This is a genomic window from Pseudokineococcus sp. 1T1Z-3 (genome assembly GCF_037482365.1).
Classification (GTDB): Bacteria; Actinomycetota; Actinomycetes; order Actinomycetales; family Quadrisphaeraceae; genus Pseudokineococcus.
In genome coordinates this window covers 165,091-191,576 of sequence record NZ_JBBHZF010000018.1, presented here as the reverse complement: position 1 = coordinate 191,576, position 26,486 = coordinate 165,091, and the positions used below count along the sequence as shown (strand labels likewise).

The 26,486-nt window shown below is 75.8% G+C and carries 25 protein-coding genes; 11 read left to right on the top strand and 14 right to left on the bottom strand.

The genetic code is table 11. From position 1 onward, the window contains the following. Positions 1-17: 17 nt before the first annotated feature. From WDV86_RS06020 to WDV86_RS06000, 5 genes are all read right to left on the bottom strand, one after another. Positions 18-1,028 carry a sucrase ferredoxin gene (locus WDV86_RS06020; RefSeq protein WP_339566693.1) on the bottom strand — a complete coding sequence of 337 codons (1,011 nt, stop codon included), beginning with the start codon at positions 1,026-1,028 and terminating at the stop codon, positions 18-20. Next, the gene (locus WDV86_RS06015; RefSeq protein WP_445262963.1) at positions 1,025-2,212 is read right to left on the bottom strand and encodes a cupin domain-containing protein; all 1,188 of its coding nucleotides are present in this window, start codon (positions 2,210-2,212) and stop codon (positions 1,025-1,027) included. The genes WDV86_RS06020 and WDV86_RS06015 overlap by 4 nt, the downstream gene beginning before the upstream one ends. Before the next feature lie 100 nt (positions 2,213-2,312). Next, the gene (locus WDV86_RS06010; RefSeq protein ID WP_339566691.1) at positions 2,313-2,576 is read right to left on the bottom strand and encodes a hypothetical protein; all 264 of its coding nucleotides are present in this window, start codon (positions 2,574-2,576) and stop codon (positions 2,313-2,315) included. A 143-nt stretch (positions 2,577-2,719) separates the two neighbouring features. Then, complete coding sequence (locus WDV86_RS06005; RefSeq protein WP_339566690.1) at positions 2,720-3,352, bottom strand: MBL fold metallo-hydrolase; 633 nt, start codon at positions 3,350-3,352, stop codon at positions 2,720-2,722. Then, complete coding sequence (locus tag WDV86_RS06000) at positions 3,352-4,437, bottom strand: S-(hydroxymethyl)mycothiol dehydrogenase (RefSeq protein ID WP_339566689.1); 1,086 nt, start codon at positions 4,435-4,437, stop codon at positions 3,352-3,354. Before WDV86_RS06000 ends, WDV86_RS06005 begins: the two co-directional genes overlap by 1 nt. A 330-nt stretch (positions 4,438-4,767) precedes the next feature. On the opposite strand from WDV86_RS06000, the gene cysS reads away from it, so the two are divergent. The 4 genes from cysS (at position 4,768) to WDV86_RS05980 (ending at position 7,771) form a co-directional block, all read left to right on the top strand. After that, positions 4,768-6,174 carry a cysteine--tRNA ligase gene (cysS, locus tag WDV86_RS05995; protein ID WP_339566688.1) on the top strand — a complete coding sequence of 469 codons (1,407 nt, stop codon included), beginning with the start codon at positions 4,768-4,770 and terminating at the stop codon, positions 6,172-6,174. A 73-nt stretch (positions 6,175-6,247) separates the two neighbouring features. Continuing rightward, positions 6,248-7,222 carry a 23S rRNA (guanosine(2251)-2'-O)-methyltransferase RlmB gene (gene rlmB / locus WDV86_RS05990; RefSeq protein ID WP_339566687.1) on the top strand — a complete coding sequence of 325 codons (975 nt, stop codon included), beginning with the start codon at positions 6,248-6,250 and terminating at the stop codon, positions 7,220-7,222. Positions 7,223-7,312: 90 nt separating this feature from the next. Continuing rightward, positions 7,313-7,504 (top strand): hypothetical protein, encoded by a 192-nt coding sequence (locus WDV86_RS05985; protein WP_339566686.1) that lies wholly within the window; start codon positions 7,313-7,315, stop codon positions 7,502-7,504. Positions 7,505-7,516: 12 nt separating this feature from the next. Continuing rightward, positions 7,517-7,771 (top strand): hypothetical protein, encoded by a 255-nt coding sequence (locus WDV86_RS05980; RefSeq protein ID WP_339566685.1) that lies wholly within the window; start codon positions 7,517-7,519, stop codon positions 7,769-7,771. Positions 7,772-7,786: 15 nt separating this feature from the next. Here WDV86_RS05980 and WDV86_RS05975 read toward each other — a convergent pair whose 3' ends face one another. From WDV86_RS05975 to WDV86_RS05965, 3 genes are all read right to left on the bottom strand, one after another. Beyond that, positions 7,787-9,034 (bottom strand): DUF4032 domain-containing protein, encoded by a 1,248-nt coding sequence (locus tag WDV86_RS05975; protein WP_339566684.1) that lies wholly within the window; start codon positions 9,032-9,034, stop codon positions 7,787-7,789. Between the two features lie 159 nt (positions 9,035-9,193). Further along, the gene (locus tag WDV86_RS05970) at positions 9,194-10,270 is read right to left on the bottom strand and encodes an ABC transporter ATP-binding protein (RefSeq protein WP_339566683.1); all 1,077 of its coding nucleotides are present in this window, start codon (positions 10,268-10,270) and stop codon (positions 9,194-9,196) included. A 245-nt stretch (positions 10,271-10,515) separates the two neighbouring features. Then, positions 10,516-11,106: an XRE family transcriptional regulator gene (locus WDV86_RS05965; RefSeq protein ID WP_339566682.1), complete on the bottom strand. Its 591-nt coding sequence runs from the start codon at positions 11,104-11,106 to the stop codon at positions 10,516-10,518. Positions 11,107-11,178: 72 nt separating this feature from the next. Between WDV86_RS05965 and WDV86_RS05960 the strand changes: the two genes are divergently transcribed. Beyond that, positions 11,179-12,387, top strand: coding sequence for a benzoate/H(+) symporter BenE family transporter (locus WDV86_RS05960; RefSeq protein WP_339566681.1), 1,209 nt, complete (start codon positions 11,179-11,181; stop codon positions 12,385-12,387). A gap of 13 nt (positions 12,388-12,400) precedes the next feature. Here the strand turns inward: WDV86_RS05960 and otsB are convergent, their stop codons facing one another. Both otsB and WDV86_RS05950 read right to left on the bottom strand, forming a co-directional pair. Next, complete coding sequence (gene otsB / locus WDV86_RS05955; RefSeq protein ID WP_339566680.1) at positions 12,401-13,216, bottom strand: trehalose-phosphatase; 816 nt, start codon at positions 13,214-13,216, stop codon at positions 12,401-12,403. Further along, positions 13,213-14,739, bottom strand: a complete 1,527-nt coding sequence (locus tag WDV86_RS05950) for an alpha,alpha-trehalose-phosphate synthase (UDP-forming) (RefSeq protein WP_445262962.1) — start codon at positions 14,737-14,739, stop codon at positions 13,213-13,215. The genes otsB and WDV86_RS05950 overlap by 4 nt, the downstream gene beginning before the upstream one ends. A gap of 508 nt (positions 14,740-15,247) precedes the next feature. Between WDV86_RS05950 and WDV86_RS05945 the strand changes: the two genes are divergently transcribed. The 3 genes from WDV86_RS05945 to WDV86_RS05935 all read left to right on the top strand — a co-directional run bounded on the left by WDV86_RS05945 (position 15,248) and on the right by WDV86_RS05935 (position 18,742). Then, the gene (locus WDV86_RS05945; RefSeq protein WP_339566678.1) at positions 15,248-17,467 is read left to right on the top strand and encodes a serine/threonine-protein kinase; all 2,220 of its coding nucleotides are present in this window, start codon (positions 15,248-15,250) and stop codon (positions 17,465-17,467) included. 69 nt (positions 17,468-17,536) lie between these two features. Then, positions 17,537-17,908: a hypothetical protein gene (locus tag WDV86_RS05940; RefSeq protein WP_339566677.1), complete on the top strand. Its 372-nt coding sequence runs from the start codon at positions 17,537-17,539 to the stop codon at positions 17,906-17,908. 81 nt (positions 17,909-17,989) lie between these two features. Then, a complete protein-coding gene (locus WDV86_RS05935; RefSeq protein WP_339566676.1) occupies positions 17,990-18,742 on the top strand; it encodes a DsbA family protein in 753 nt (250 codons plus the stop codon). A gap of 31 nt (positions 18,743-18,773) precedes the next feature. Here the strand turns inward: WDV86_RS05935 and WDV86_RS05930 are convergent, their stop codons facing one another. Further along, positions 18,774-19,547: an SDR family NAD(P)-dependent oxidoreductase gene (locus WDV86_RS05930; RefSeq protein ID WP_339566675.1), complete on the bottom strand. Its 774-nt coding sequence runs from the start codon at positions 19,545-19,547 to the stop codon at positions 18,774-18,776. Positions 19,548-19,687: 140 nt separating this feature from the next. Between WDV86_RS05930 and WDV86_RS05925 the strand changes: the two genes are divergently transcribed. The 3 genes from WDV86_RS05925 to WDV86_RS05915 all read left to right on the top strand — a co-directional run bounded on the left by WDV86_RS05925 (position 19,688) and on the right by WDV86_RS05915 (position 22,719). Continuing rightward, on the top strand, positions 19,688-21,205 hold the full coding sequence (locus WDV86_RS05925) for a GntP family permease (protein WP_339566674.1): 1,518 nt from the start codon (positions 19,688-19,690) through the stop codon (positions 21,203-21,205). 194 nt (positions 21,206-21,399) lie between these two features. Beyond that, positions 21,400-21,993: an AAA family ATPase gene (locus WDV86_RS05920; RefSeq protein ID WP_339566673.1), complete on the top strand. Its 594-nt coding sequence runs from the start codon at positions 21,400-21,402 to the stop codon at positions 21,991-21,993. Positions 21,994-22,047: 54 nt separating this feature from the next. Next, positions 22,048-22,719: a hypothetical protein gene (locus tag WDV86_RS05915; protein ID WP_339566672.1), complete on the top strand. Its 672-nt coding sequence runs from the start codon at positions 22,048-22,050 to the stop codon at positions 22,717-22,719. A gap of 16 nt (positions 22,720-22,735) precedes the next feature. On the opposite strand, the gene cynS is transcribed toward WDV86_RS05915, so the two are convergent. The 3 genes from cynS to WDV86_RS05900 form a co-directional block, all read right to left on the bottom strand. Continuing rightward, positions 22,736-23,188 carry a cyanase gene (gene cynS / locus WDV86_RS05910; RefSeq protein ID WP_339566671.1) on the bottom strand — a complete coding sequence of 151 codons (453 nt, stop codon included), beginning with the start codon at positions 23,186-23,188 and terminating at the stop codon, positions 22,736-22,738. An 82-nt stretch (positions 23,189-23,270) separates the two neighbouring features. Further along, positions 23,271-24,185 (bottom strand): formate/nitrite transporter family protein, encoded by a 915-nt coding sequence (locus WDV86_RS05905; protein WP_339566670.1) that lies wholly within the window; start codon positions 24,183-24,185, stop codon positions 23,271-23,273. A 365-nt stretch (positions 24,186-24,550) separates the two neighbouring features. Then, positions 24,551-26,422 (bottom strand): phosphoenolpyruvate carboxykinase (GTP), encoded by a 1,872-nt coding sequence (locus tag WDV86_RS05900; protein WP_339566669.1) that lies wholly within the window; start codon positions 26,420-26,422, stop codon positions 24,551-24,553. Positions 26,423-26,486: the final 64 nt, after the last annotated feature.

The following is a 26,486-nucleotide window of genomic DNA, read 5'->3' as shown; positions in this document are numbered from 1 at the left end:
CGGGAGCGGGGGTGGCGTCAGAGCGGGGCCAGCCGGACGTCGACCGCCTCGTGGACGACGGCGACGGCCTCGCCCGGGGCGCGGCAGGTGAGGCGCGCCGGTGGCCGCTGCGTCTGCGCGACCGTGACGACGCACCGCGGCGGCAGGGCGCCGGTGCCCGTCACGGGCACCTCCCAGCGCCCCCCGCCGAGCGGCGCCGCCCGCCCCGCCACGGCGTCGCGCACCGAGGCCGGGCCGAAACGCGCCAGCACGCCGAGGACCGCGGCCTGCGCCACGGGCGGGCCGTTGCTGACCCCTCGGAGGTGCTGCGTGCGGACGGCGCCGGCCAGGTGCTCCTCGACGACCCGCTCGGCGGCGCTCGGGTCGACGCCCCCGTAGTACGCGCCGTCGGGCAGCACCAGCAGGTTCGGGGCGAAGCGGTCGCCGCCGAGGTGGGAGCACTCCCAGGTCTGCTCGGGCCAGCGCGCCGCCAGCCTGGCCGCCACCGGCCGCCCGCGGACGGCGCAGCAGGCGTCGTGGCGGCCGTGGGCGCACACGAGCAGCAGCAGACCGGCGTCCGCACGAGCGGGGTCCATCGGCGCGCGCATCGCGGCCGCGGCGGCCAGCAGCCCGTCCGCGTCGGCCGCGTCCCAGCCGCCCCAGCGGGTCAGGCCGCTCGGCTGGTCGACGACGGCCCACCGTCGCCGGGTGCCGGGTGACGCCTCCGCGGCGCTGGCGCCGCCCCGGACGGCGGGACGGCGCACGAGCAGGACCCGACCTCCGGCGTCGGCGGCCGCGGCCACGAGCTCCGCGCGGACGTCGTCGGGCAGGCCGGCCCCGTCCAGCGCGGTGGGCGCCCACGGCCCCGGGTGCTCGAGAAGCAGCCACCGCCAGGTCCACGCCGCCGTCGCCCCGAGCGGGTCGCAGCGGGCCCGCGCGCCGTCGGAGCAGCGGGGAAGGTCACGCCGCAGCTGCGGGGCCTGCGCCGCGCCGACGTCCACCTGGGCCGGCACGCTCGCCCCGGGCGCGTGGTCCGTCCTCTCGCTCACCGAGGGACGAGCACGCCGGCCAGCACGAGCCTGCGGGCCAGCGCCGGGTCGAGCCCCGCCGGCCCGCCGCCGGCGAGCAGCGCCCGCACCGCGGCGACCTCGTCGTCCTGCAACGTGAGCTCGCCCGCCCGGCTCTGCAGGCGACCGCTGCCGTCCTCACCCTCGACGACCTCCGCGGCGAGGTGCTCCCGCAGCGTGAGCGCGGAGGCGTCGTCGGACGTCTGGAGGTCCTGGGCCGCGCGCAGCTGGGCCAGCGGCCCGACCGGCGCCGCCCGCTGGTTGGAGCGCGCCTGCGCGGCCAGGGGTGCCGCCACGCGGGCGGCGTCCACCGCCGCCACCGCGGCGAGCAGCCGGTCACGCACCAGGGCGAGGTCGTCGGCCGTCTCCGCCGGGTCCTCGACGCGGACGCCGAGCGGCAGTGAGCCGCGGACCTCCTCGTCGTCGGCGAGGTCGGCGAGCGCCGTGCGCACGAGCTGGTCGGCCAGGGCGTGCCGGGTCCAGGGGTGGATGCCGATGGTCAGGTGGGTGCTCACGCCGCCGAGCGCCGTCGCCGCGTGCAGGTAGCCGCGCGGCAGGTAGAGGCAGTCGCCCGGGCGCAGCGTGACGTCGAGCAGCGGCTCGCGGGCGGCCTCGACCTCGACGGCCTCGCGCCGCGACGTCCACGGCTGGTCGCGCATTGGGCTCGGGTGCACGGGGGCGTGCAGGCGCCAGCGCTTCTCGCCCTCGACCTGCAGCACGAAGACGTCGTGGACGTCGTAGTGGTCGTCGAAGCCGCGTGACTGCGGCGGGGTGACGTAGGCGTTGACCTGGACGGGGTGCCCGAGGTCGGCGGCCAGGGCCTGGGAGAAGGTGACCAGCGGCGGCCACGTGCGGTGCAGGCCCTGCAGCACCATCGTCGAGCCGTCGGCGAACAGGCGGGTCAGCTTGTCGTCGCTCACCTGGTCACCGACGGTCGCGCCGACGCCGCCACCCGCGGTGAAACGTCGGTCCGGCAGGGTGCTGCCCTGCCTGGCCACCCGCAGGAACGGCGTCCGCAGGCCTCGCTCGGAGACCAGCTCGTCGACGGCGCCCGCGGACAGCAGGTCGGAGAAGTCCTGCGGCAGGTCCTCGGAGCGCGTCAGGAGCAGGTCCTCGCCCCAGAGGTCGCCGAAGTCGGCGACCCTGTCCCCGACGAGCCGGCGCAACGCAGGGCGGGTGGACGTCGCGTCCGCCTGGCCCTGCACGTGCGAGACCGGGTGGTCGGGCTGCTGCCCGACCACCCGGTCCTCGTGCACCGCCGTCACGTCAGGCGCTGCCGTCCGCGCCGCCGTCGTGGTGGCCCGGGACGCCCTCGCCGGCCCCGGAGTCCGCGGGCCCCTCGACCGCGTCGTCGGCGCCGGTGTCGGCCCCGCCGTCCGCGCCTCCGTCGTGCTGGCCCGGGACGCCCTCTCCCGCACCGGAGTCCGCGGGGCCCTCGGCGCCGCCGTCGGCGCCGCCGTCGTGCTGGCCCGGGACGCCTTCTCCTGCGCCGCTGTCGGCGGGGCCCTCGATGTCGTCGTTCGTGCTCATGGTTCCTCCCGAGGTCGGTGCTCACGCTTCGCGCCCGGGCCCGTGAGGCCCGTGCCCGCACCCGCCGCAGCGGGCTGCACGCCCATGCCTACGACCTCGACGGGCGCGGCGCCAGCCGAGGTCGAGGTGCGGACGAGCGGGGCTCAGTGCCCCCGGTCCACCCACTCCTGCAGGTGCGGCGCCTCGTCCCCGATGGTCGTCGAGCCGCCGTGGCCGGTGCGCACCTGCGTCTCCGGGGGGAGCGTGAGCAGCCGGTCGCGGATGGACTCGATGATCGTCGGGAAGTCGCTCCAGGAGCGTCCCGTCGCCCCCGGTCCGCCCTGGAAGAGCGTGTCGCCCGTGAAGACGACGCCGAGCGACGGCACGTGCAGGCAGACCGAGCCGGGGGAGTGCCCCGGGGTGTGCAGCACGTGGACGTCGGTGCCCGCGACCTGCAGCACCTGGCCGTCCGTCAGGGTCCCGCTGGGCGCGGAGGTCGCGTGGGTGGTCGTCCACAGCGCCATGTCGTCGGGGTGCAGCAGCACCGGGGCGGCGAAGCGCTCGCCGAGGTCGGGCGCGACCGTCACGTGGTCGTCGTGGGCGTGGGTGCAGACGACCGCGACGACCTTCCGGGTGCCGACGGCGTCCGCGATCGGCCCGAGGGCGTGGGGGGCGTCGACGACGAGCACCTCCTCGTCGTCCCCGAGCAGCCACACGTTGTTCTCGACGTCCCACGTACCCCCGTCGAGGCTGAACGTGCCCTCGGTGGTCAGGTGCTCGACGCGAACGCCGCCCATCAGAGCACCACCACCGAGCGCAGGACGTCGCCGCGGCCCATCGCGGCGAAGGCCTCGTCGACGTCGCCGATGCCGACGGTCTCGGTCACGAAGTCCTCCAGCGGGAAGCGGCCCTGCAGGGTGAGGTCGACGAGCATGGGGAAGTCCCTGCTGGGCAGGCAGTCCCCGTACCAGGAGGACTTGAGCGACCCGCCGCGGCCGAAGACGTCGAGCAGCGGCAGCTCGACCGTGTGCTGGGGGTTGGGCACGCCCACGAGGACCACCGTGCCGGCCAGGTCGCGGGCCTCGAAGGCCTGCCGGTAGGTCTCGGGGCGCCCGACGGCGTCGACGACGAGGTCGGCGCCCACGCCGCCGCAGATCTCGCGGATGCGCTCGACGACGTCCTCGCTGCTGCTGTCGACCGTGTGCGTGGCGCCGAAGCCCTTCGCCCACTCCAGCTTCCGCGCCTCGAGGTCGACGGCCACGATCGTCGAGGCGCCGGCGAGCCGGGCCCCCGCGATGGCGGCGTCGCCCACGCCGCCGCAGCCGATGACGGCGACGGACTGCCCGCGCGTGACGGCGCCGGTGTTGACGGCCGCCCCGAAGCCCGCCATCACCCCGCAGCCGAGGAGCCCGGCCGCGGCGGCGGGGACGCGCTCGTCGACCTTGGTGCACTGGCCGGCGGCGACGAGGGTCTTGGCGGCGAAGGCGCCGATGCCGAGCGCGGGGGACAGCGGCGTCCCGTCGGCCAGCGTCATGGGCTGGCTGGCGTTGTGCGTGTCGAAGCAGTACCAGGGCTTGCCGGCGGCGCAGGCGCGGCAGACGCCGCAGACCGCGCGCCAGTTGAGGACGACGAAGTCGCCGACCTCGAGCCCCACGACGCCCTCGCCGACGGCCGAGACGCGCCCGGCGGCCTCGTGGCCCAGCAGGTACGGGTAGTCGTCACCGATGCCGCCCTCGCGGTAGTGCAGGTCGGTGTGGCAGACGCCGCACGCCTCCACGTCGACGACGGCGTCGCCGGGGCCGGGGTCCGGGACGACGACGTCGACGAGCTCGACCGGCGCCCCCTTCGTGCGGGAGACGACTCCCTGGACGGTGTGCGGCATGGGGAGAGCTCCACTTCGTGCGGTGTCAGGGGTCCGTGCAGGGGGCTCGTGCGGGGGTCTCGTGCGGGTGCCCGTCCGGAGGCCGGCGGAGCCGGCGCACGGCGCGGGGGACCAGCCGCCCCGGGCCTCCGGCCGACCCTAGCCAGGAGGTGGGGGCGCCGTCCTCGCGCGACGGCCCGCCGTCCCGGACTCCGGGACGGGCGCCCGTCACCGGCTCTGGTGGCCGTGGCCGAGTCCCGGGGAGCAGCGCGGGAGGGCGGCGCCGGGGGCCGGCGCAGGGGGCGCTCGACGGGCCCGGGCCGGCCCGGGCCGCGCCGGTAGGCTCGGCGGGTGAGCCTGCGCCTGCACGACACCGCCACGGGACAGGTGCGTCCCTTCGCGCCTCTCGTGCCCGGTGAGGCGTCGATCTACCTGTGCGGCGCCACGGTGCAGGCCCCGCCGCACATCGGCCACCTGCGCTCGGGCATCGCCTTCGACGTCCTCGCGCGGTGGCTGGAGGCCGGCCACGGGCTGCGGGTCACCCTCATCCGCAACGTCACCGACGTCGACGACAAGATCCTCGCGAGGTCGGCGGAGGCGGGCGTGCCCTGGTGGGCCTGGGCCGCGGTCAACGAGCAGGCCTTCACCCGCGCCTACGACGCGCTCGGCGTCCGACGGCCGACCTACGAGCCTCGCGCGACCGGCCACGTCACCGAGATGCTGGAGCTGGTCGACGAGCTCGTCGACGCCGGCCACGCCTACCCCGCGCCCGACGGCAGCGGCGACGTGTACTTCGACGTCCGCTCCTGGCCGGAGTACGGCGCGCTGACCCACCAGGCGCTGGCCGACATGGAGCCCGCCGCCGACGCCGACCCGCGCGGCAAGCGCGACCCGCGCGACTTCGCGCTCTGGAAGGGCGCCAAGGACGGCGAGGAGGCCAGCTGGCCCGCTCGCTGGGGCCGCGGCCGCCCGGGCTGGCACCTGGAGTGCTCGGCGATGGTGCGCCGCTACCTCGGCCGCGAGCTCGACATCCACGCCGGCGGGCTCGACCTGCGCTTCCCCCACCACGAGAACGAGCAGGCGCAGTCGCGCGCGGCCGGAGACCCCTTCGCGCGCACCTGGTTGCACAACGGCTGGGTGACGGTGAAGGGGGAGAAGATGAGCAAGTCGCTCGGCAACTCCCTCGTCGTCGACAGCGTGCTGGCCTCTGGCGCACGCCCTCTCGCCCTGCGCTACGCGCTGGGGACGGCGCACTACCGCTCGATGGTCGAGTACGCGCCCGAGCACCTCGAGGAGGCCGGGCGGGCGCTGGAGCGCGTCGAGGGCTTCCTGCGGCGGGTCGGGCCTGCGAGCGCCCCGGGCGGCGAGCCGGTCTTCCCCGAGGCCTTCCGCGCCGCCCTCGACGACGACCTCGCCGTGCCCGCCGCCGTCGCCGTCGTCCACGACTGCGTCCGCTCGGGCAACACCGCGCTCGAGGCGGGGGACGGCGAGGCCGCGGGCTGGCACGCACGCGAGGTGGTCTCGATGCTCGACGTGCTCGGCCTCAACCCGCTCGACCCGCGGTGGGGTGCGGCCTCGACGTCGGCGACCCGCGCCGAGGTCGCCGTCGACGCCCTCGTCCAGGCCGAGCTCGACCGGCGCCAGGAGGCGCGGGCCGCCCGCGACTTCGCGAGCGCCGACGCCGTCCGCGACCGCCTCGCCGCTCTCGGCGTCGCCGTCGAGGACACCCCGGCGGGCGCGCGGTGGTCGTGGGCCTGAGGGCTCGCCTCCTCGTCCTCGCCCCGCCCGCAGCCTCTCTCCCCCTCTCGCCACGACCAGCAAGGAGCACCCAGTGGCCGGCAACAGCCAGCGACGCGGCGCGGTCCGCCGTCCCGGGTCCAAGAAGGGCGCCACCGTCGGCAGCGGAGGTCGCGGACGGCGGGCGCTCGAGGGTCGGGGGCCGACGCCGAAGGCCGAGGACCGCGTCTACCACCCGGCGCACAAGAAGGCCCAGCAGCAGACCCGTCCCCAGGGCGGCCAAGGCGGCCAGGGCAGCCGCGGAGCGGGCGGACGTCGGCGCAGCGGCGGCACGAGCGAGGTCGTGGCAGGGCGCAACTCCGTCGTGGAGGCGCTGCGCGCGGGCATCCCCGCCTCCGCGCTGTACGTCGCTGCCCGTGTCGAGTCCGACGACCGCACCCGCGAGGCCGTCAAGACCGCGGCCGACCGCGGCATCCCGCTGCTGGAGGCCTCCCGCACGGAGCTGGACCGGCTCACCGACGGCGCCGTCCACCAGGGGCTCGCCCTGCAGGTGCCGGCCTACGAGTACGCCGACGTCGGCGACCTGCTCGCGGCCGCCGAGGAGTCCGACGCCGCGCCGCTGCTCGTCGCGCTCGACGGCGTCACCGACCCCCGCAACCTCGGCGCCGTCCTGCGCTCGGCCGCGGCGTTCGGCGGCCAGGGCGTGCTCGTCCCCGAGCGGCGCTCGGCCGGCGTGACGGCCTCGGCGTGGAAGACCTCGGCCGGCGCCGCCGCGCGCATCCCGGTCGCCCGCGCGACCAACCTGGTCCGGGCCCTGGAGCAGCTCAAGGACGCCGGCCTCTTCGTCGTCGGCCTGGACGCCGGCGGCGACGTCGAGCTCCCGGACCTCGACGTCGCCACGGGGCCCGTCGTCCTCGTCGTCGGCTCCGAGGGCAAGGGCCTCGGCCGCCTCGTGCGCAGCACCTGCGACCAGGTCGTCTCCATCCCGATGGACTCGGCGACCGAGTCCCTCAACGCCGGGATCGCCGCCGGCGTGGCGCTGTACGAGGTCGCGCGCCGGCGTCGCTGACCGCCCCACGACCACCCGGCGAAGCCATGGGGACCTCTGGTCGGGCACGACGGCACAGATTGTGAGCGGTCGTCAGGCGAGATCTCTCGTATGCCGCGCACCGTGATGGACGAGCGCGCGGGCGAGGACGAGGTCCGCGCTCACGTCCGGGAACCCGGTCCTGCTGGCGTCGGCCCGGTCGTCGACGACCACGGCGCCGACGAGGACGGGCAGTCCGTCGTGGGTGGCGGCCCGCAGGCCTCGGACGAGACGGCCGACGACGCGACGCCTCGTTCGGCCTGAGATGCTCCTGGCATGCAGCGACTCGGACTCGCCGGCGCCCTGGCTGGTGTGCTCGTAGTCCTCGGCGGGCTCGTCGTCGTGACGGCGCCGCCGGTCACCTTCGGCTACTTCGCCTCGGCCCCGCCGGGGAGCGACGGGTACGCCGGTCCGCCGCTGCCCCTCGTGCTCGGTGGTCGCCAGCTGGCCGGCCTTGCCGCGGTCGTCGTCGGCCTCGTCCTCGCCGGGCTGGCCCTCGGCGTGCAGCTCGGCCGTCGTCGACCGCGCTGACCTGCCAGTAGGGCGTCAGCTCCTCCCGACGACGTCGACCGACGCGGTGTCGACGCCGCCGAGGAAGGCGGCCTCGTCGCGGCGGTGGACGAGGACCCGGTCGATGTAGGCGTCGACGGCCTCTCGCAGGGGGACGTCGCGGCCCTGCTGCTCGCTCATGAACCAGCGGTGCTCGAGGACCTCGTGGTAGATCTCCGCCGGCTCCAGCTTCCGGCGCAGGTCACGTGGGATGGCGCGGACGACCGGCTCGAAGTTGCGGGCCACCCACTCGTGGGCGACGAGCTCCTCCTCCTCGTTCTGCTGGTCGGTCGCGGCGCCGTAGCCGTCGAGGTCGTTGAGCAGCCGGCGGGCCTGGTTCTCCTGCGCGTCGATCCCGGTGAGCCGCAGCAGCCGCCGGCTGTGGTGGCCGGCGTCGACGACCTTTGGCTGGATGCTCACGTACGTGCCGTCGAGGTCGGTGGAGATCGACAGCTCGTCGACGTCGAAGCCCAGGTCGTTGAGCCGCTCGATCCGCGCGGCCACCCGCCAGCGGTCGCCGGAGTCGAAGGACTCGGTGTCCGTCAGCTCGGCCCACAGCGACCGGTAGCGGCTCATGATGTGCTCGCTGATGGTCAGCGGGTCGACGTCGATCTCCAGCAGCTCACCGGCCTGCAGGTCCATCAGCTCGCCGGCGATGTTGACCCGCGCCACCTCCAGGTCGTACTCGCGCTGGCCGGTGGACAGCTCCTGGTGCAGCTCGCCGGTCTCGGCGTCCACCAGGTAGGCGGCGAAGGCGCCGGCGTCACGCCGGAAGAGGGTGTTGGACAAGGAGACGTCGCCCCAGTAGAAGCCCGTGAGGTGCAGGCGCACGAGCAGGACGGCGAGCGCGTCGATGGCGCGGGTCGCCGTGTCCGGCCGCAGCACCTGGCTGAACAGGGCCCGGTAGGGCAGCGAGAACTGCAGGTGCCGGGTGATGAGCGCCGCCTCCAGCGGCTCGCCGTCACGGCCCTCGCGCCCGGAGATGACGGCGACCGGGTGCACCGAGGGGACGTCGAGGCGCCCGAGGTTGCGCAGCATCTGGTACTCGCGGCGGGCGATCTCCTCCTTGATCTCCTTGATGGCTATCACGTGGTCCGACAGCCGCACGAACCGCACGATGTGCCGGGAGATGCCGCGGGGCAGGGCGGTGATGCGCTCGGCCGGCCACTCCTCGAGCGGTGTCTCCCACGGCAGGTCGAGCAGTGCCGGGTCGGGCTGCGCGGCGGTGATCTGCAGGCCGGCCATGTCGGTGATCCTCCCACCCGGGCGTGACGGCCGGGACGGCGGAGCGAGGGTCGCGGAGGGGCCGGACCAGCACAGGGTCGGACCAGCACAGGGTCGGACCAGCGGAGGGGCCGGCCCGACGTGGGCCGGCCCCTCCGGCGTGCTCAGGTGCCCTGGCGCTCAGCCCTGGCCGAGGCGCTCGCCGTCGGTCGTCGAGAAGAGGTGCACGTGGTCGGACTTCGGCGCCAACGAGATCACCGAGCCCTTCTCCGGGGGACGACGTCCGTCGACGCGGGCGATGACCTCGCCCTCGGTGCCGTCCAGCTTGGCGCGACCGTAGACGTAGGCGTCGGCGCCGAGCTCCTCGACGACGTCCACGTCCACCTTCAGGCCGTTGTCGGCGATGTCCAGGTCCTCCGGCCGGACCCCGACGACGACCCGGTCCCCGGCCGCGGACAGCACGTCTCGCGGCACCGGGTGCACGTAGTCGCCGAACCTGATGCCGCCGTCGGTGACGGGCACCTCGACGAGGTTCATCGCGGGGGAGCCGATGAAGCCGGCGACGAAGACGTTGTTCGGCCGGTCGTACATCTCCCGCGGCGTCGCGACCTGCTGCAGCAGGCCGTCCTTGAGGACGGCGACCCGGTCGCCCATCGTCATGGCCTCCACCTGGTCGTGGGTGACGTAGACGGTGGTGACGCCGAGGCGACGCTGCAGCTGCGCGATCTGCGTGCGGGTCTGCACGCGCAGCTTGGCGTCCAGGTTGGACAGCGGCTCGTCCATGAGGAAGACCTGCGGCTGGCGGACGATGGCCCGGCCCATCGCCACCCGCTGGCGCTGGCCGCCGGAGAGCGCCTTCGGCTTGCGGTCCAGGTACTCGGTGAGGTCGAGGATCTTGGCGGCCTCCTCGACGCGGGTGCGGATCTGCCCCTTGTCGACGCCCGCGATCTTCAGCGCGAAGCCCATGTTGTCGGCGACCGACATGTGCGGGTACAGCGCGTAGTTCTGGAACACCATCGCGATGTCCCGGTCCTTCGGCTGGACGTCGGTGACGTCGCGGTCGCCGATGAGGATGCGGCCGGCGTTGATGTCCTCGAGCCCGGCGAGCATCCGCAGCGACGTGGACTTCCCGCAGCCTGAGGGGCCGACGAGGACGAGGAACTCGCCGTCCTCGATGTGCAGGTCCAGCGCGTCGACGGCGGGCTTGTCGCCGCCCGGGTAGATGCGCGAGGCCTTGTCGTAGGTGACCGTTGCCATGGTTGTCCTCCTACCGGCAGGTACGTGCCGGACGATCCGTCGTAGGGGTTGGCGGCGACCAGAGGTGCTCGGCTGGCTCCTCGGTGGCCGGGTGCGGCGCCGGTGGTCCCGACGTCGTCGTGCGGGTGGAGCGTGCGGGCTCGGCACCGAGCCTGCGCGGCGGGCGCCCCTTCGGCCTCGAAGGCGAGCACGTCGACGGCCACCCCAGCAGCCCGAGGTGGGCGGCCGCTGTGCCGCAGGCGTCATCATGCCTCACGAGCGCCGCCCGGGGGAGCGTCGTAGCGCATGACGAGCACGGCGGTGACGTCCTGCCCGCCGCACGCCTGCCAGGTGTGCGCGACGTCGCCGGGGTACTCGGTCGACTCGCCTGCTGCGAGCACGCGCCCGCCCAAGGCCTCGGGCGCCGGGCCGTCGCCCGTCGCCTCGTCACCGGCCGCAGGGCCGCACCGCAGGGTGCCCGAGACGACGAGCACCTGCTCGCGGACCCCCGCCGTGTGCGGGCTCGACACCCGCCCTGGCCCGGCCCGCACCCGCAGCCGGTAGACCTCGACCCCGGTGCTGCTCTCGAGGAGCCACGCGTCGACGACGTCGTCGACGGCGTCCGGCGCCGGCGGGCGCTGGGGGGCCGCCGGGGGCAGCGCCGCCGAGAGGGGCTCGCCCAGCGCGGTCGTGAGGGCGAAGAGGGTCTCCAGCGTCGGGTTGCGCCGGCCCGCCTCCAGCTCCGAGAGGGTCGCCTTGCCCACCCCCGAGCGTCGGGCGAGCTCCGAGAGCGACAGCCCGCCGCGGGCACGGAGCTGGCGCAGGCGCGTCCCGACGTCCTGACCCACCTGGCTCACGGGGACAGTCTCCCGCCCGCCTCGCCACCGACGACCGTTCCGTGAACAGAACGACGCGGCTAGGGTCGGGACGTGCCCCAGCCGCGCCGTCACGACCTCTCCGCGCAGGCCGTCGGCGCCGGCGTCAGCGCCTGCCTCGTCGGCTACGCCAGCTCCGTGGCCGTCGTCGTCGCGGGGCTGACGGCGGTGGGCGCCAGCACGGCGCAGGTCTCCTCCGCGCTGCTGGCCCTCGGGGTGGGCATGGCCGTGACGAGCGTGCTCCTCAGCGTGACGACGCGGGTCCCGGTCGCCGTGGTCTGGAGCACACCGGGCCTCGCGCTGCTCGCGGGCCTCGGGGACGTCGACGGCGGGCTGCCCGTCGTGCTGGGTGGTCTCGTCGTCGCCGGCCTCCTCCTCGCGGTGACCGGACTGGTGCCCCCGCTCTCGGGGGCGCTGCAGCGGCTGCCCGCGGCGACGAGCTCGGCGGTCCTCGCCGGGGTGCTGCTGCCCTTCTGCCTCGCCCCGGCGACGGCGCTCGCCGACCGGCCGCTGCAGGTCGGCGTGCTCTGGCTCGCCTGGCTGGCGGCCCTGCGGTGGGCTCCGCGGGCCGCGGCCCCGGCGACGCTGGGGGTGCTCCTCGTGCTGGTCGCCGGTGACGTCGTGCTGCCGGCGGGGGAGGCCGTCGTGCCCGTCCCGGTGCTGGTGGCCCCGTCCTTCACCCTCGCCGCGGTGCTGCAGGTCGCGCTGCCGGTCTACCTGGTGACGATGGCGGCGCAGAACCTGGTCGGCGCGGCCGTGCTCGTCGCCCACGGGTACCGGCCGCCGCTGGGCGCGGCGCTCGTGGGCACCGGGGTGACGTCGGCGCTGCTCGCCCCCCTCGGCGCCCCGACGTCCAACCTCGCGGCCATCACCGGGGCGTTGACCGCCGGCCCGGCGGCTCACCCCGACCGCTCGCGCCGCTGGGTCGCGGCCGCGGCGGCCGGCGTCGGCCACCTCGGTCTGGCCCTCGTGGCGCCGCTGGCGGCCGCCGTCGTGACCCAGGCCCCGACGGGGCTCGTCCTGGCGGCCGCGGGGCTCGCGCTGCTGCCCACCTTCACCGCCTCGGCGCACGCGGCGCTGGAGGACCAGGACGAGCGGCTCCCGGCCGCCGTCGTCGTGCTCGTGACCGCCAGCGGCGTCAGCCTGCTGGGCCTCGGGAGCGCGCCGCTGGGGCTCGTCGTCGGGCTCGCCCTGAGGCGGCTGCTGCGCCGTCGGCCGCCCCCTCCAGCCCGGCACGCCGCCGACCGCCGCGCCGGCGCCTGAGGGCGGCGCAGGGTCAGCCCGAGCGCAGCGCCAGCAGGTGCTCCAGCAGGTCGGCGACCACCTCGGGGTCGGCGACCCGGTGCTCGGCGGCGGTGCTGCCGTCCCCGACGTGGACGCCGACGTCCCCCGAGGCCGGGTCCAGCACCGCGAAGGCGTGCTCGTCGGTGACGTCGTCGCCCGCGTAGAGGACGACGTCCGCCTCCAGCGCCGCGCGCAGCTGCTGCACGGCGCGCCCCTTGTCGACGTCCAGGACGCCGAGCTCGACGACGTCCTTGCCGCGCAGCGCCCGCACGCCGGCCAGCCGCCCCGGCCCGTCGACGGCCGCGCGGGCGGCCTCGGAGGCCACGGCCACGTCGGCCTGGCGGGTGTGCAGGACGGCGCCGGCGGGCTTGATCTCCAGGTCGGTGCCCGGGTGCGCCGCCACGACGACCCGCATCCGGTCGACGACGTCGTGCAGCAGCGCCTCCTCGTGCTCGGAGAGGAGCGCTGCGGGCTCCTCCTGGCCGGCCAGCCGGACCTCCGCGCCGTGGCTGCCGACCAGGGAGGTGCCCTCCGGCGGCGAGGCCAGACGTGCCAGCGGCTCCAGCGGCCGTCCGGAGACCAGGGCCAGCGAGAGCGCCCGGTCACCCTCCAGCGCCGCGAGGGCGGCCAGCGCCGCCGAGGAGCGCCCCAGCGGCCGCGCGGCGTCGCGGTCGTCGACGAGCGGCGCCAGGACGCCGTCGAAGTCCAGCGCCACCAGTGGCCGCGCCGCGCCCGCGAGTCGCTCCAGCGCCGTCACCAGCGCCGGGTCGAGCCCCACCGCCCTGCCCGTGCCTGCCTGCGTGCTCACCGGTGGTCCTCCCCTCGCGCCTGCCCGGCGTGCTCGTCCTCCGCGTCGTCGCCGCGCGCCTCGTCTGCCCCGCCCGGGACCTGGCCGGCGAGGTCGGGCCGCAGCGTCGTGAGGAAGTCGTGCGCCCACCGCTGCACGTCGTGCTCCCCGACCCGGCGCCGCATCGAGCGCATCCGGCGGCGCTGCTCCCGCGGGGACATGACGACGGCCTGCACCACGGCGGCCTTCAGGCCGTCGATGTCGTGCGGGTTGACGTGGATGGCCTGCCCCAGCTCGTCGGCCGCACCGGTGAACTCCGACAGGACGAGGGCGCCGCGCTCGTCGTGACGGCTGGCGATGTACTCCTTGGCCACGAGGTTCATGCCGTCGCGCAGGCTCGTGACGAGCATGACGTCGGCCGCCTGGAACATCGCCGCCATCTCCTCCCGGCCGTAGCTGTGGTGCAGGTACTGCACGACCGAGTGCCCGATCCGCCCGTGGGCGCCGTTGACCCGGCCGACCTGCAGCTCGATGTCCTCGCGCAGCAGCCGGTACTGCTCCACGCGCTCGCGCGACGGCGTCGCCACCTGGAGCAGCACGGTGTCGTCGGCGGCCAGCAGGCCGTCGTCGAGGAGCTCGGCGAAGGCCTTGATGCGGTGCCCGATGCCCTTGGTGTAGTCGAGCCGGTCGACACCGAGGATCACCGTGTCAGGGTTGCCGAGGTGCTCGCGGATCTCCGCCGCGCGGGCCCGGACCGGCTCGGAGCGGGCCAGGGCCTCCATCGCGGCCGTGTCGATGGAGATGGGGAAGGCGCTGGCCCGCACCCGGCGCTGCGAGCCGTCGGCCGCCGTCACCTCGACGCCCTGGTGGCGCGGCACCAGCTTGAGCGACCGGCGGCAGGCGCGCAGGAAGTTCTGCGCGTCCGCGGGCCGCTGGAAGCCCACCAGGTCGGCGCCGAGGAGCCCCTCGAGCACCTGCCGGCGCCACGGCAGCTGCGCGAAGATCTCGTACGGCGGGAACGGGATGTGGTTGAAGAAGCCGATCGACAGGTCGGGCCGGGCGGCCCGCAGCATCGCCGGGACCAGCTGCAGCTGGTAGTCCTGCACCCAGACGACGGCGCCCTGGGCGGCGACGTCGGCGGCGGCCGCGGCGAAGCGCTCGTTGACCCGCACGTAGTCCTCCCACCACGTGCGGTGGTACTCCGGCGCGACGATGACGTCGTGGTACAGCGGCCACAGCGTGCCGTTGGAGAAGCCCTCGTAGAAGCCGGTGATCTCGTCCCCCGACAGCCCGACGGGGACCAGGCGCATCCCGCCCTCGTCGAAGGGCTCGCTGACCTCCTCCTCCGCCGTGCTCGGGGCGCCGGACCAGCCGACCCACGCGCCGTCCTGGCTCTGCATGACCGGTTCGAGAGCCGTCACCAGGCCGCCGGGGGAGCGCCGCCAGCGCGGCGAGCCGTCGGGGTGGGAGCCGTCCCGGTCCACCGGCAGGCGGTTGGCGACGACGACGACGTCGTAGCCCTCGCCCGCAGGCGGGACGGGCACCGGCTCCGCGAGCGTCTCGAGGTCACCGCCGGCCGGCTCCGGGGCCCGGCTGGCGTCCGTGACCGCCGTCCCCGCGGCCTCGCCGTCCTGCGCGCTCGGGCCGGCCCCGCCCCCTGACGTCGGTGCGGGCGTGGTCGCAGGGCCGGCAGCTGGCACGGAGCTCTCCTCGTCGGCCGCGGCGCGGCCCTCGTCGTCGGACCCCGGGGTCCCGGCGTTCGGCGCAGCCGCCCGCCCCCGGCGCCGCAGACGACGCCGACGGTCGAGGTGAGCGGTCCGCGCTCGCCTCGAACGTAGTGCCGGGACGGGGACCCCCGCGAGCCGCGACGGGCACGCCGCCGCCTGCCGTAGCGTGGAGCACCGCTGGCTGGCGGTCGTCGGGCCCCGAGGCCGTGGGAGGCCAGCCGGGTGCCCTCGGAGCCCAGCCGGGTGCGGCGCGTCCGGTCCACGGTGGTGCGAGGCCGCCACCGGGCTGCCTGACGGGCGGCCCGGTGGACTGCAGGGAGGACGCATGGACGAGGTGGACGCACCCTCTCGCCCCCGGGTCGTCGACAGGGGGGCGCTCGGCAGGGGGGCCGCCAGCAGGCCCGTCAGCAGCGCCCGGCTCGGCCCCTACCGCCTGCTCCAGCGCGTCGGCGAGGGCGGCATGGGCGTCGTCCACCTCGCCCTGGACGCCGACGGGCGCGCCGTCGCGGTCAAGGTGCTGCGCCCGCACATCGCCGACGACCCCTCCGCCCGCGAGCGCCTGCGCCGGGAGGTCGCCGTGCTGCGGCGGGTGCGCCACCGCCGCGTCGCCGAGGTCCTCGACGCCGACCCCGACGGGCCGCAGCCCTACGTCGTCACCCAGTTCGTGCCGGCCCGCAGCCTGCAGGAGCACGTCGAGGAGGAGGGGCCGCTGGCCCCCGCGGCGCTCGCCCGCCTCGCCGACGGCCTGGGGCGGGCCCTGGCCGCGGTCCACGACGCCGGCGTCGTCCACCGCGACCTCAAGCCCTCGAACGTCCTCATGCTCGACGGCGACCCCGTCGTCATCGACTTCGGCATCGCCCGCGTCGCCGACGAGGCGACCGCCCTCACGAGCCCCGGGCTGGTCATGGGCACGGCGGGGTACCTGCCCCCCGAGCTGCTGGAGGGCGCCGAGGTCGGCCCGTCGGCCGACTGGTGGGGCTGGGCGGCCACGACGGCCTTCGCCGCCACCGGCCGCCCGCCCTTCGGGCGCGGCCCGGTCACCGCCGTCCTGGACCGGGTGCGCCGCGGGCGGGCGGACCTCGACGGCGTCCCGCCCGAGCTGCGGGCCGTCCTGGCGGCGGCGCTCTCCCCCGACGCCCGCGAGCGACCCGGCGAGGGCTGGCTGCGCCAGGCCGTCGAGGAGCTGGCCGCCGCTGCGGCGCGCGAGCCCCACCCGCGTCCGTCGGCGGGGGACGCGGCGGCGACCAGCGCCCTCGCCTCGCTCGCCGGCGCCGGGGTCGACGACGAGATGACGTCGGCGTACGAGCGCCCGGGCCCGGCGTCCCCGGACGAGGCGCACCTGGACGAGGTGCAGCTGGACGAGGTGCACCTGGACGAGGCGCTCCCGGACGAGGGGGACGCAGGTCGCGTGCGGTGGACCGAGGACGGCTCGGACCGCGCGCTGGGCACGGTCCCCGCGGCCGCGGACGCGCCCACCACGGGCCTGGACGCCGACGAGGCGCCGACGACGGCGCTGGGCGCGGTGGGCGGCGGGCGCTGGGACGAGCCCTCCGGCGCCGCGGCGGCGGCCGGGGCCGCTCACCTGCCGAACGGGGCCGACCACGCGGGAAGGTCATGGGACCTCGCGGGCACCTACGCCGACGACGCGGCGCGCGAGGTCGCTGCCCACGAGGGCGCGGTCGCCGACCACGCCCCGGCCTCGACGCCTCCCCGCGAGGCCCGTGGCGGCTCGCAGGACCACAGGAGGGATGCCGGGCACCGGTTCCTCCGCGGCGAGACGACCGGCGCGACCGAGGCCGTGCCCCGCCAGCCCTCCGTGCCGGCGCCCGCCGACGAGGCGTGGGCCGGCCCGACGGCCGCGCTGCCCAGCAGCGGGCCGGGAGGCCAGGCCGGCGGCGCCGACCCCTGGGCGCGACCCCGGCCCCACCCCGACGGCCCGCTGCCGGCCATCGCCGCGGGGCCTCCGCAGCCGCCTCGTCCCCGGCGCGACAGGCCCGGGCTGCGCGCGGCCTGGGCCGCCGCGCTCGTCGGCCTCTGCGCGCTCGCGCCCGTCGTCGGCGTGCTCGTGGGCGCCGCCCTGGTCGTCCTCGCCCGGACCGTCGAGCGCGGCGGCCGCTGGGTCGACCGTCGTCGAGAGCTCCTCGGGCCCCGGCGGGGCGACGTCGCGCTCGCCGTCCTGCGCTCGCCGCTGTCCCTGCTGCCCGCGACCGTCTCCACCGTCGCCGCGCTGCTGCTGCCCCTCGCGGTGGCCGCCGCCGTGCTCTTCCTCGTCGGCGTCCTCCTCGGTGACGCCGGTGTCGTGCCGGGTGACCCGGTGTCCCTGGCGGCCGGGGCGGCGAGCGGCGTCGTCCTCGCCTGGTACGGGCCTGGCGGCTACCGCCTGCGCCGCGGTGCCGTCCTCCTCACGCGGGCGGCTCCCGGTGGGCCGGTCGGGCGCGTGCTCGTCGTCGTCGCCCTGCTCGTCGTCGTCGCCGCGGTGTGGCTGGCCGTCACGGGGACGACGCCGGACTGGCGACCCCTGCCCTGGGTGCCCCCGGGGCTCTGAGCCTCCGCGCCTCGCGGGGCGCGCGCGGAGCGGGCCCGGTGCGCCGCGCCGCCCACGTAGCCTGGAGCGGTGCCGACCCCCTCGCGCCCCGCGTCGACCTCGCGGCTGCCCGGCGCCGCGGCGGGCCTCGGCCTCGCCGTCCTCCTGCTCGCGGTGCTGCTGGCGGGCCTGCGCGCCGGGCCGGCCGTCGCCTCGCCCGCCGCGACGGCACCCGCCTCCGGCGTCGTCACGTCGGCCGTGACGACCCCGGCGGGCGAGCCATCCACCGCGGCCACGACGCCCGCACCCGCGCCGCAGCAGCCGACCCTGCAGGCCCGGGACGACACCGGCACGGGCGTGGTCCTGCCGATCATCGCGGGGTCGGCGATCGGCCTGCTGGTGCTGGGCGGGCTCTTCGCCTCCGCCGTCACCCGACGCCAGCGCGAGGAACGCCGTCTCTGAGCCGTTCGTCCTTCCCTCTCGGAGACCGCCTCGCGCGGGGAGGTCTCCTGTCACGCCGCCCGACGAGCCGTGGAGCACCCGATGAGCCCCGACCCCCGCAAGCCCTCGAAGGCCGACCGCCAGGCCGACGCCCGCGCCAAGGCCCGCGCGATGCGCGAGCAGCGTGAGCGTGCGGCCCGGCGCAAGAAGCTCGGGCTGGTCACCGCGGCCGCCCTCGCGGTCGCGGGCCTCGTGGCGGTCGTCGTCGTCGCCGTGGTCTCCGGGCGCGAGCCGGCCGTGGAACAGGCGACACCTCCGTCCTTCACCGAGAGCGGCGGATTCGTCACCGGTGACGAGAGCGCGCCGGTGTCGGTAGTGATCTACCAGGACTACCAGTGCCCGTTCTGCGCGACCTTCGAGCAGGAGAACTCGGCCTTCATCACCGAGCTGCGCGACGGGGGCGACATCTCGGTCACCTACCACCCGATCAACATCCTCAGCCGGCTGGGCGACTACTCCTCGCGCGCGGCGAGCGCAGCGGTCTGCGTCGCCGAGGAGGCGCCGGAGCAGTTCGTCGCCTTCAACGACGCTCTCTACGCCAACCAGCCGGAGGAGGGCGGCGGCGGGCTCACCGACGCCCAGATCACCTCGGTCGCCGAGGAGGCCGGCGTGCCCGGCGAGGTCGACAGCTGCATCACGAGCGGCCGCTACACCGACTGGGTCGACGAGGTGACCGCCGACCGCGACGAGCGGGTGGAGGGCACCCCCACCGTCCTCGTCGACGACGAGGTCATCGACGTCCGCCAGTTCCAGGCGGTCGTCAGCGCGGCCGTCGGTGGTGCCTCGACGTCCTGACGGCTGCCCCGGCGCAGGCCGGGACACGGGGTCAGGACATGTGCAGCCCGCCGTTGACGTCGTACGTGGCGCCGGTGATGTTGCCGGCGTCCGGCCCCAGGAGGAATGCCATGAGGGCGGCGACGTCGTCGACGGTGCCGACCCGGCCGACGAGGCCTGCCGCGGCCATCGAGGCCCGGCGCTCGTCGTCGAGCGGGCCGCCCATGATGTCGGTGTCCACCGGCCCGGGGCTCACGCAGTTGGCGGTGACGCCGAGGGGGCTGAGCTCGCGGGCGACGGCGCGCATGAGGCTCACGACGGCGCCCTTGGAGGCGCTGTAGGCCGACTTGGAGAAGGTGCCGCCGCCGCGCTGCGCCGAGACGGACGAGATCGTCACGACCCGTCCCAGACCGCGGTCGGCCATGCCACGCGCGAAGCGCTGCGTGGCGAGGAAGACCCCGCGGGCGTTGACCGCCATGACGCGGTCCCACTCCTGCGGCGTCGTGTCGAAGAACTCCGTCGGCGAGCTGATCCCGGCGATGTTGGCCAGCGCGACGACCGGCGGCAGCTCCGCCTCGACGCGGCTCGCGGCGGCGTCGAGCGACGCGGGGTCGGACACGTCGACGCCGTAGCCGGCAGCCCGCCCACCCTCGCCGGAGATCTCCGCGGCGACCGTGCGGGCCGCCTCCTCGTCGACGTCGAGGACGGCGATCGACCAGCCCTCACGGGCGAGGCGGCCGGCGAGGGTCCGGCCGATGCCGCGGGGAGACCCGGCGCCGGTGACGACCGCGGTGCGCTCGCTGGGGAAGGTGGGACCTGAGGTCATGACGGCTCCTTCGTCGTCGTCGGCCCGCTCGACGTCTTCCCACGGGCTCGGCGGCAGCGTATAGATGGGCCGTCACCGCAGCACCCCGACCGTGCCGACGCCCCGGCCGGCGCAGACGACGACGTCTTCGGAGGCCCGACGTGGACCTGCAGCTGCTGCTCGCCCTGGTGCTCGGCATCGCGACCATCGTCGTGCTCGTGCTGCGCACGCGCCTCGACGCCTTCGTGGCGCTGCTCGTCGCGGCTCTGCTCACCGGCACCGTCGCCGGGTCCGTCCCGACGGAGACGCTCGCCTCGATCACCACCGGCTTCGGCAACACCCTCGGCTCGATCGGCATCGTCATCGGCCTGGGCATCGCGCTGGGCAAGATCCTCGAGGTCTCGGGGGCGGCCGACGCGCTGGCGCGGGCCTTCGTGCGCGCCCTCGGCCGGGGGCGCGAGCCGTGGGCGCTCGGCGGGACGGGCGCGCTCGTCTCGATCCCCGTCTTCGCCGACTCCGCCTACGTGATCATGAGCCCGCTGGCCAAGTCCATCGCCCGGCGCAAGGGCCGCGGATACGTGGCGCTGGGCCTCGCGATGGGCGGCGGCATGATCCTCACCCACCACCTGGTGCCGCCCACGCCAGGGCCGATCGCGGTCGTCGGCATCATCGGCGCCGACATCGGGGCGTTCATCCTCCTCGGCCTCGTCGCCGCGGTGCTGCTGCTCCCGCTCGTCGTCCTCTACGCGCAGTGGGTCGGGCCACGCCTCGAGGGCCGGGTCGCGGAAGGGGTCGCGGCGGACGTCTACGGCTCCGCGCGCGCCCAGGCCCTGGCCGGCGCGGGGGCAGCAGGCGCCGGGGCGGGGGCCGTCGCGACGGACGGCGCGGGCCCGGGCAGGGAGGACGTCGAGGGCGGTGACGGACGCGGGATGGCGGAGCCTCGCGCCGGAGCGCAGCTGGGCGAGGCCCCGCCCGGGGCGCCCGAGCACTCGGTGGGCGCCTTCCGCGCCTTCGTCCCGCTGCTCGTGCCGCTCGCGCTCATCATCTCCAACACCGTGGGCGGCTTCGTCGACCGCACGGCGCAGGGGGTCCTCGCGGGGGAGTACGAGCCCTCCACGTGGGCCCGGGGGCTGGCCTTCGTGGGCAACCCCGTCGTGGCCCTCATCATCGGGCTCGTCATCGCGGTCTACGGCCTGCTGCCTCGGTGGGTGCCTCGCCACCGCGTCAGCGGGTGGCTCGCCGACGCCGCGGCCGCCGCCGGGCTCATCATCCTCATCACCGGCGCCGGTGGGGCGCTGGGGCAGGTGCTGCGTGACTCCGGCGTGGGGGACGAGCTGGCGACCGCCGTCGCCTCGACCCCGCTGCCAGGCGTCCTCGTGCCCTTCCTCATCGCCTCTGTCGTCCGCCTCGCGCAGGGCTCGGGCACCGTCGCCATGATCACGGCCGCCTCGGTGTCGGCCCCGCTGGTGCCCCAGCTCGGGCTCGCCCCGTTGGCGGCCGCGTTCGCCTGCTGCGCGGGCTCGATGGTCTTCGCCTACTTCAGCGACTCCTTCTTCTGGGTCATCACCCGCCTGCTGGGCCTGGAGGGCACCGACGCCCTCAAGGGCTGGTCCGGCACCACCACCGTGGCCTGGGCGGGCTCCATCCCGCTCGTGCTCCTCGCGGGTGCGGTGCTGTAGCGAGGCAGGCCAGTCCCGGCGGTCGCCTCGTACGCAGCGACCTGCAGACCTCAGCAGCTCCTCGCACCCCGGACTCCTGAGCTGTGCTGACGGGGGGTGACGGCGGCGTGCGCAGGTCGCGGTACCGGCACATGGTCGACGATCTCGGCGCGCGACGGCGTGGTGACCCTCAGGCGTCGCTAGCCTCGGCGGCCGTGCTCGGCGTTGACGACCCTCTGCCGCGAAGGCCCTCTCGGGTGCTCGTGGCGGGGACCTCGGGCGCGGGCAAGACGACGCTCGCGTCCGCGCTGGCGGGAGATCTGGGCGTGACGCACTTCGAGGTCGACGCCCTGTACCACGGCCCGGGCTGGACGCCTCGTCCCACCTTCGTCGAGGACGTCACCGCCGCGGTGGCCGCGCCGACGTGGGTGATGGAGTGGGAGTACCGGCTGGTGCGGGACCTGCTCGCCGAGCGCGCCGACCTGCTCCTCTGGCTGGACCTGCCGCGCCGCACCGTCATGCGGCAGGTGGTCACGCGGACGCTCCGGCGGCGGCTGCGGCGCGAGGTGCTCTGGAACGGCAACCTGGAGCCGCCGCTGCGGACCTTCGTCACCGACGACGGGCACATCGTGCGGTGGGCCTGGCGCACCCACGCCCACACGAGGGTGCGGGTGCTCGAGCTGCCGTCACGGCACCCCGGCCTCGTCGTCGTCCGGCTCCGCAGCCACGCCGAGGTGCGGCGCTGGCGCGCCGGTCCCCTGGCGGACGTCGTCGGCACCTCGGCCGCGCCGGGGAGCGGTCGTCCCTGACCGCAGGGCGCGCGGGGGCTGACAAGAGCGGTGCGTCCGGCGCACCCTGGAGAGGTGGCACGGGACACGCGGCAGGGGCGCGAGGGCGCGTCCGGTGGTCGAGGGGGGCAGCGTCGCCACGCGCCCGAGACGACGGCGACCCCTCGGGTGCTCGCGTGCCGCGCCCGCGTCGAGGAGCTCTGCGCGGCGGCGGTCGAGCAGCTGCAGGCGGCGGGCGTGCCGCACGACGCGACCCACGCGAGCGTCCGTCACGTCGTGCTCCTGCCTGACGTCCTGACGGTGCACGGGACCGGGTGGGACCTCGGGCGCTACGCGCTGTGGCCCGACGGGACGCTGCGGGAGGTCGGCGAGCGCATCGGCTGGGTCGACGAGGACGACGGCCGGCTGCGCCTGCGCAGCGACGCCCGCGTGCGCACGGCCGGGGACGGCGAGCCGGCACCTCGCGGCGGTGTCTGGGCGACGTGCGCGCTGGTCCCGCACGTCGACGTTGACGCGGTCGGCGCCCGCACGGGCGTCGTGGTCGCCGCCGACGACGCCCCGCGCTGGGCCGACCACCCGCGCGGTGCGCCGGGGCGCGGGCGGCGGGGCCGCCCCCAGGCCCCGGCGCGGCCGACGTCGGCGTGGCCCGACCTGGCCGCGGACCTGGCCGAGCGGGTGCGTCGCCGGACGTCGGGGAGCCGCGGCGCCGCCCGCCCCGAGGAGGGGACGGGCGGCGCCCGGGCCTGAGCGGCGGCGGGTCAGCTCACCACTTGTAGTCGAGGAACTTGCCGTCGAAGGTGACGACCACGCGGTCGCCCTCCGGCATCTCCTTGCGGGCGATGTCGACGTTGAAGGCGATGGCGCTCATGATGCCGTCGCCGAACTCCTCGTGGATGAGCTCCTTCAGCGCGGGGCCGTAGACCATCAGCGCCTCGTGGAAGCGGTAGATGGTCGGGTCCTGCAGCAGGGCCGGGTCGATCCCGCGGTAGGGCTGCTGCTGCAGCGCCTCGACGACCTCGTCGCCGAGACCCAGCACGGCGCAGGCCTTCTTCGCCCGGGTGGCGTCCATCGGGTGCTGGCCGAGCAGCGCGGACGTCGTCCACACGAGGGGGGCGCCCACCTCCTCGGCGATCGCGGCCCAGGTCACCCCCTGGCGGGACCGGGCGGTGCGGACGAGGGCAGCGGCCTCGGCGCGGGACATCATCGGCGTCGTCATGGGAGAGCTCCTTCTGGGGCGGTGGTCGGGTCGTGCCGGTACGGCGGAGCGGGGGGCGGCGGGCGCGGGGCAGGGGGCGACGTCAGCGCCCGCCGGCGGCGTCCGCGCCGACGGGCTCCTCGGCCGTCGTCGGCGCAGCGACCTCGGCCTTCTCGGCCTGCTCCGCCGTCTCGGCCTCCTCGAGCTGCTTGGCGCGGGTGCTCTTGCCGGTGCGGGCGTGGGTGGCGTACAGCGTGAGCCCGACGAAGGCGAGGCCACCCACGAGGTTGCCGACGACGGTCGGGATCTCGTTCCACACGAGGTAGTCCACGACCGTGTACTCCCCGCCCAGGATGAGCCCGATGGGGAAGAGGAACATGTTGACGATGGAGTGCTCGAAGCCCATGTAGAAGAAGACGATGATCGGCATCCACATGGCGATGACCTTGCCCGAGACGGTCGTCGACATCATCGCGGCGACGACGCCCGTGGAGACCATCCAGTTGCACAGCACCGCCCGCAGGAACAGCGTGAGCATGCCCGCCGCGCCGAACTCGGCGTAGCCGACGGTGCGCTCGCGCCCGATCTCCTGCAGCCGCTGCCCCACCTCGTCCGGCGGCAGCGCGAAACCCGTCGTCACGACCACGCCGATGATGACGGCCACCGTGACGGCGCCCGCGAGGTTGCCGAGGAAGACCAGCCCCCAGTTGCGGAGCATGGAGCGCATCGTGACCCCACGGCGCTTGTCGAGCAGGGCGAGCGGGACGAGGGTGAAGACCCCCGTCAGCAGGTCGAAGCCGAGCAGGTACAGCAGGCTGAAGCCGACGGGGAAGAGCAGGGCGCCGACGAGGGCGTTGCCGGTCTGGACCGTGACGGTGACGGCGAAGGACGCCGCCAGGGCGAGGATCGCCCCGGCCATGTAGGCCCGGATGAGGGTGTCGCGGGTGGACATGAGCGTCTTGGCATGGCCGGCGTCGACCATCTTCGTCACGAAGTCCGGCGGGCTGACGTAGGACACGGGTCACCTCCCTGCGGTCTGTCCGCAGCGGCCAGAGAGCCCGCTGCGTCACGCCGGGCCGGTGCCGCCCGGCTGGCGGCGCCCCGGGGGCCCGGCGTCGACCGACCGTGACGTACCGGACGACCCGGGGCGTTTCGCCGAGGTGTCGACGGCCGCACAAGCGCCTCACGCCGCCGAGCGGTGCTCCGAGAGGTGAGGCCGACGATGCCTGCGGTGCACAGCGGTGTCGGCAGGGAGGTGGACGCACGAGCGCCCCGACCTGCGGGAGGTCGGGGCGCTCGTGCGTCGGTGCCGGTGCCGGTGCCGGTGCTCGACAGTCGGTGTCGGCGGTGGGCCGGTGGCGACGGGTGTCCGGCCGAGGAGGGTCAGCCCTTGAGGGCGTCGAGCCGGCTGCGGAGCTCGGTGAGCTGGGCGGTCAGCGCCGACGGCAGCTTGTCGCCGAACTTCGTGAAGAACTCCTCGGTGTCGTCGGCCTCGACGCCCCACGCCTCGGGGTCGACGGCGAAGAGCTTCTCCAGCGCGCCCTCCGGCATGCCGAGGTCGCCGGTCACGAGGTCGCCGAGCTCCGGCAGCAGGCCGGCCGGCGTGTCCTGGGCGCCCGCCGTCCCCTCCAGCCGGGCGACGACCCAGGCCAGCACCCGGCAGTTCTCCCCGAAGCCGGGCCAGATGAAGGAGCCGTCGTCGTCGGTGCGGAACCAGTTGACGCCGAAGACCTCCGGCCGGCTCTCGCCGAGGGACTCGCCCAGGGAGAGCCAGTGCTGCCAGTGGTCGGCGGCGTTGTAGCCGGTGAAGGGGAGCATCGCGAAGGGGTCGCGGCGCAGGACGCCGACCGGCCCCTCGGCGGCCGCGGTCTGCTCGCTGGCGAGCGTCGCGCCGAGGAAGACGGCGTGCTCCCAGTCGCGGGCCTGGGTGACGAGCGGGGCGTTGGAGGCGCGGCGCCCTCCGAACAGGACGGCGTCGACCGGCACGCCGTCCGGGTGGTCCCAGTCGTCGGCGAGCGTCGGGCACTGGTCGGCCGCGACGGTGAACCGGGCGTTGGGGTGGGCGGCCTTGCGGCCCTCGGCCCCGTCGGCCGCGGTCCAGGCGCGGCCACGCCAGTCGGTGAGCAGCTCGGGCTTCTCCTTCGTCTTGCCCTCCCACCAGACGTCGCCGTCGGGGGTCAGCGCGACGTTGGTGTAGACCGTCCCGCCGGCGTCGAGCATCTTCATGGCGACGGGGTTGGTGGAGTAGCCGGTGCCCGGTGCGACGCCGAAGAAGCCGGCCTCGGGGTTGATGGCGCGCAGGCGCCCGTCGGGGCCCGGACGCATCCAGACGATGTCGTCGCCGAGCGTCTCGACCTTCCAGCCGGGCAGCGTCGGCTGCATCATCGCGAAGTTCGTCTTGCCGCACGCCGAGGGGAAGGCTGCGGCGACGTGGTAGCTCTTGCCCTGCGGGGAGGTGACGCGGATGAGGAGCATGTGCTCGGCGAGCCAGCCCTCGTCGCGGCCCATGACCGAGGCGATGCGCAGCGCGAAGCACTTCTTGCCCAGCAGGGCGTTGCCGCCGTAGCCCGAGCCGTAGGACCAGATCTCGCGCGACTGCGTGAAGTGCGCGATGTGCTTGACGTCGTTGGACGGCCACGCGACGTCCTCGACCTCGTTCCCGTCGGCGTCCACGAGCGGCATCCCCACCGTGTGCAGGCACGCCACCCACGGCTGGCCGCCCTCGACCAGTGCGAGCGACTCGGCGCCGACCCGGGTCATGACGTGCATGCTCACCGCGGCGTAGACCGAGTCGGTGACCTGGACGCCGAGCTGGGAGATGGCGCCGCCCACCGGACCCATCGAGAAGGGCAGGACGTACATGGTGCGCCCGCGCATGGAGCCCTCGAAGAGGCCGGTGAGCTCGGCCTCGGCCTCCGCGGGGTCGCGCCAGTTGTTCGTGGGGCCGGCGTCGGCGGGGTCGGGGCAGGCCAGGTAGGTGCGGTCCTCGACCCGGGCGACGTCGTCCTCGCTGGAGCGCACGAGGTAGCTGTCCGGCTGCGCCTCGCCCAGCGGGATGAAGGTGCCGGCGCGGACGCCGACCTCCACCAGCTCGGCCCGGGAGGACTCGCTGCCGTCGCACCAGACCACCTCGTCCGGCCGGGTGAGCGCGGCCACGCGCTCCACCCAGGCGCGCACGTCGCGGGTGGTCGCCCCCTCGGGCGGGGCGACGAGGCCGGACGTCGAGCTCGGGGCGGTGTCGGCGATCAGGGTCATGGCTTCCTCCGTCGGTGGCGTCTTCCCAGGCTGACGTCTGGGTGCCCGACCCGCGCGGCAGGAC

Excerpts from the sequence above, each read along its gene's own strand:
- WDV86_RS06010 (WP_339566691.1), bottom strand. The coding sequence starts at position 2,576 with ATGAGCACGAACGACGACATCGAGGGCCCCGCCGACAGCGGCGCAGGA.
- WDV86_RS06005 (WP_339566690.1), bottom strand. The coding sequence starts at position 3,352 with ATGGGCGGCGTTCGCGTCGAGCACCTGACCACCGAGGGCACGTTCAGC.
- WDV86_RS06000 (WP_339566689.1), bottom strand. The coding sequence starts at position 4,437 with ATGCCGCACACCGTCCAGGGAGTCGTCTCCCGCACGAAGGGGGCGCCG.
- WDV86_RS05985 (WP_339566686.1), top strand. The coding sequence starts at position 7,313 with ATGCCGCGCACCGTGATGGACGAGCGCGCGGGCGAGGACGAGGTCCGC.
- WDV86_RS05980 (WP_339566685.1), top strand. The coding sequence starts at position 7,517 with ATGCAGCGACTCGGACTCGCCGGCGCCCTGGCTGGTGTGCTCGTAGTC.
- WDV86_RS05975 (WP_339566684.1), bottom strand. The coding sequence starts at position 9,034 with ATGGCCGGCCTGCAGATCACCGCCGCGCAGCCCGACCCGGCACTGCTC.
- WDV86_RS05970 (WP_339566683.1), bottom strand. The coding sequence starts at position 10,270 with ATGGCAACGGTCACCTACGACAAGGCCTCGCGCATCTACCCGGGCGGC.
- WDV86_RS05945 (WP_339566678.1), top strand. The coding sequence starts at position 15,248 with ATGGACGAGGTGGACGCACCCTCTCGCCCCCGGGTCGTCGACAGGGGG.
- WDV86_RS05935 (WP_339566676.1), top strand. The coding sequence starts at position 17,990 with ATGAGCCCCGACCCCCGCAAGCCCTCGAAGGCCGACCGCCAGGCCGAC.
- WDV86_RS05930 (WP_339566675.1), bottom strand. The coding sequence starts at position 19,547 with ATGACCTCAGGTCCCACCTTCCCCAGCGAGCGCACCGCGGTCGTCACC.
- cynS (WP_339566671.1), bottom strand. The coding sequence starts at position 23,188 with ATGACGACGCCGATGATGTCCCGCGCCGAGGCCGCTGCCCTCGTCCGC.
- WDV86_RS05900 (WP_339566669.1), bottom strand. The coding sequence starts at position 26,422 with ATGACCCTGATCGCCGACACCGCCCCGAGCTCGACGTCCGGCCTCGTC.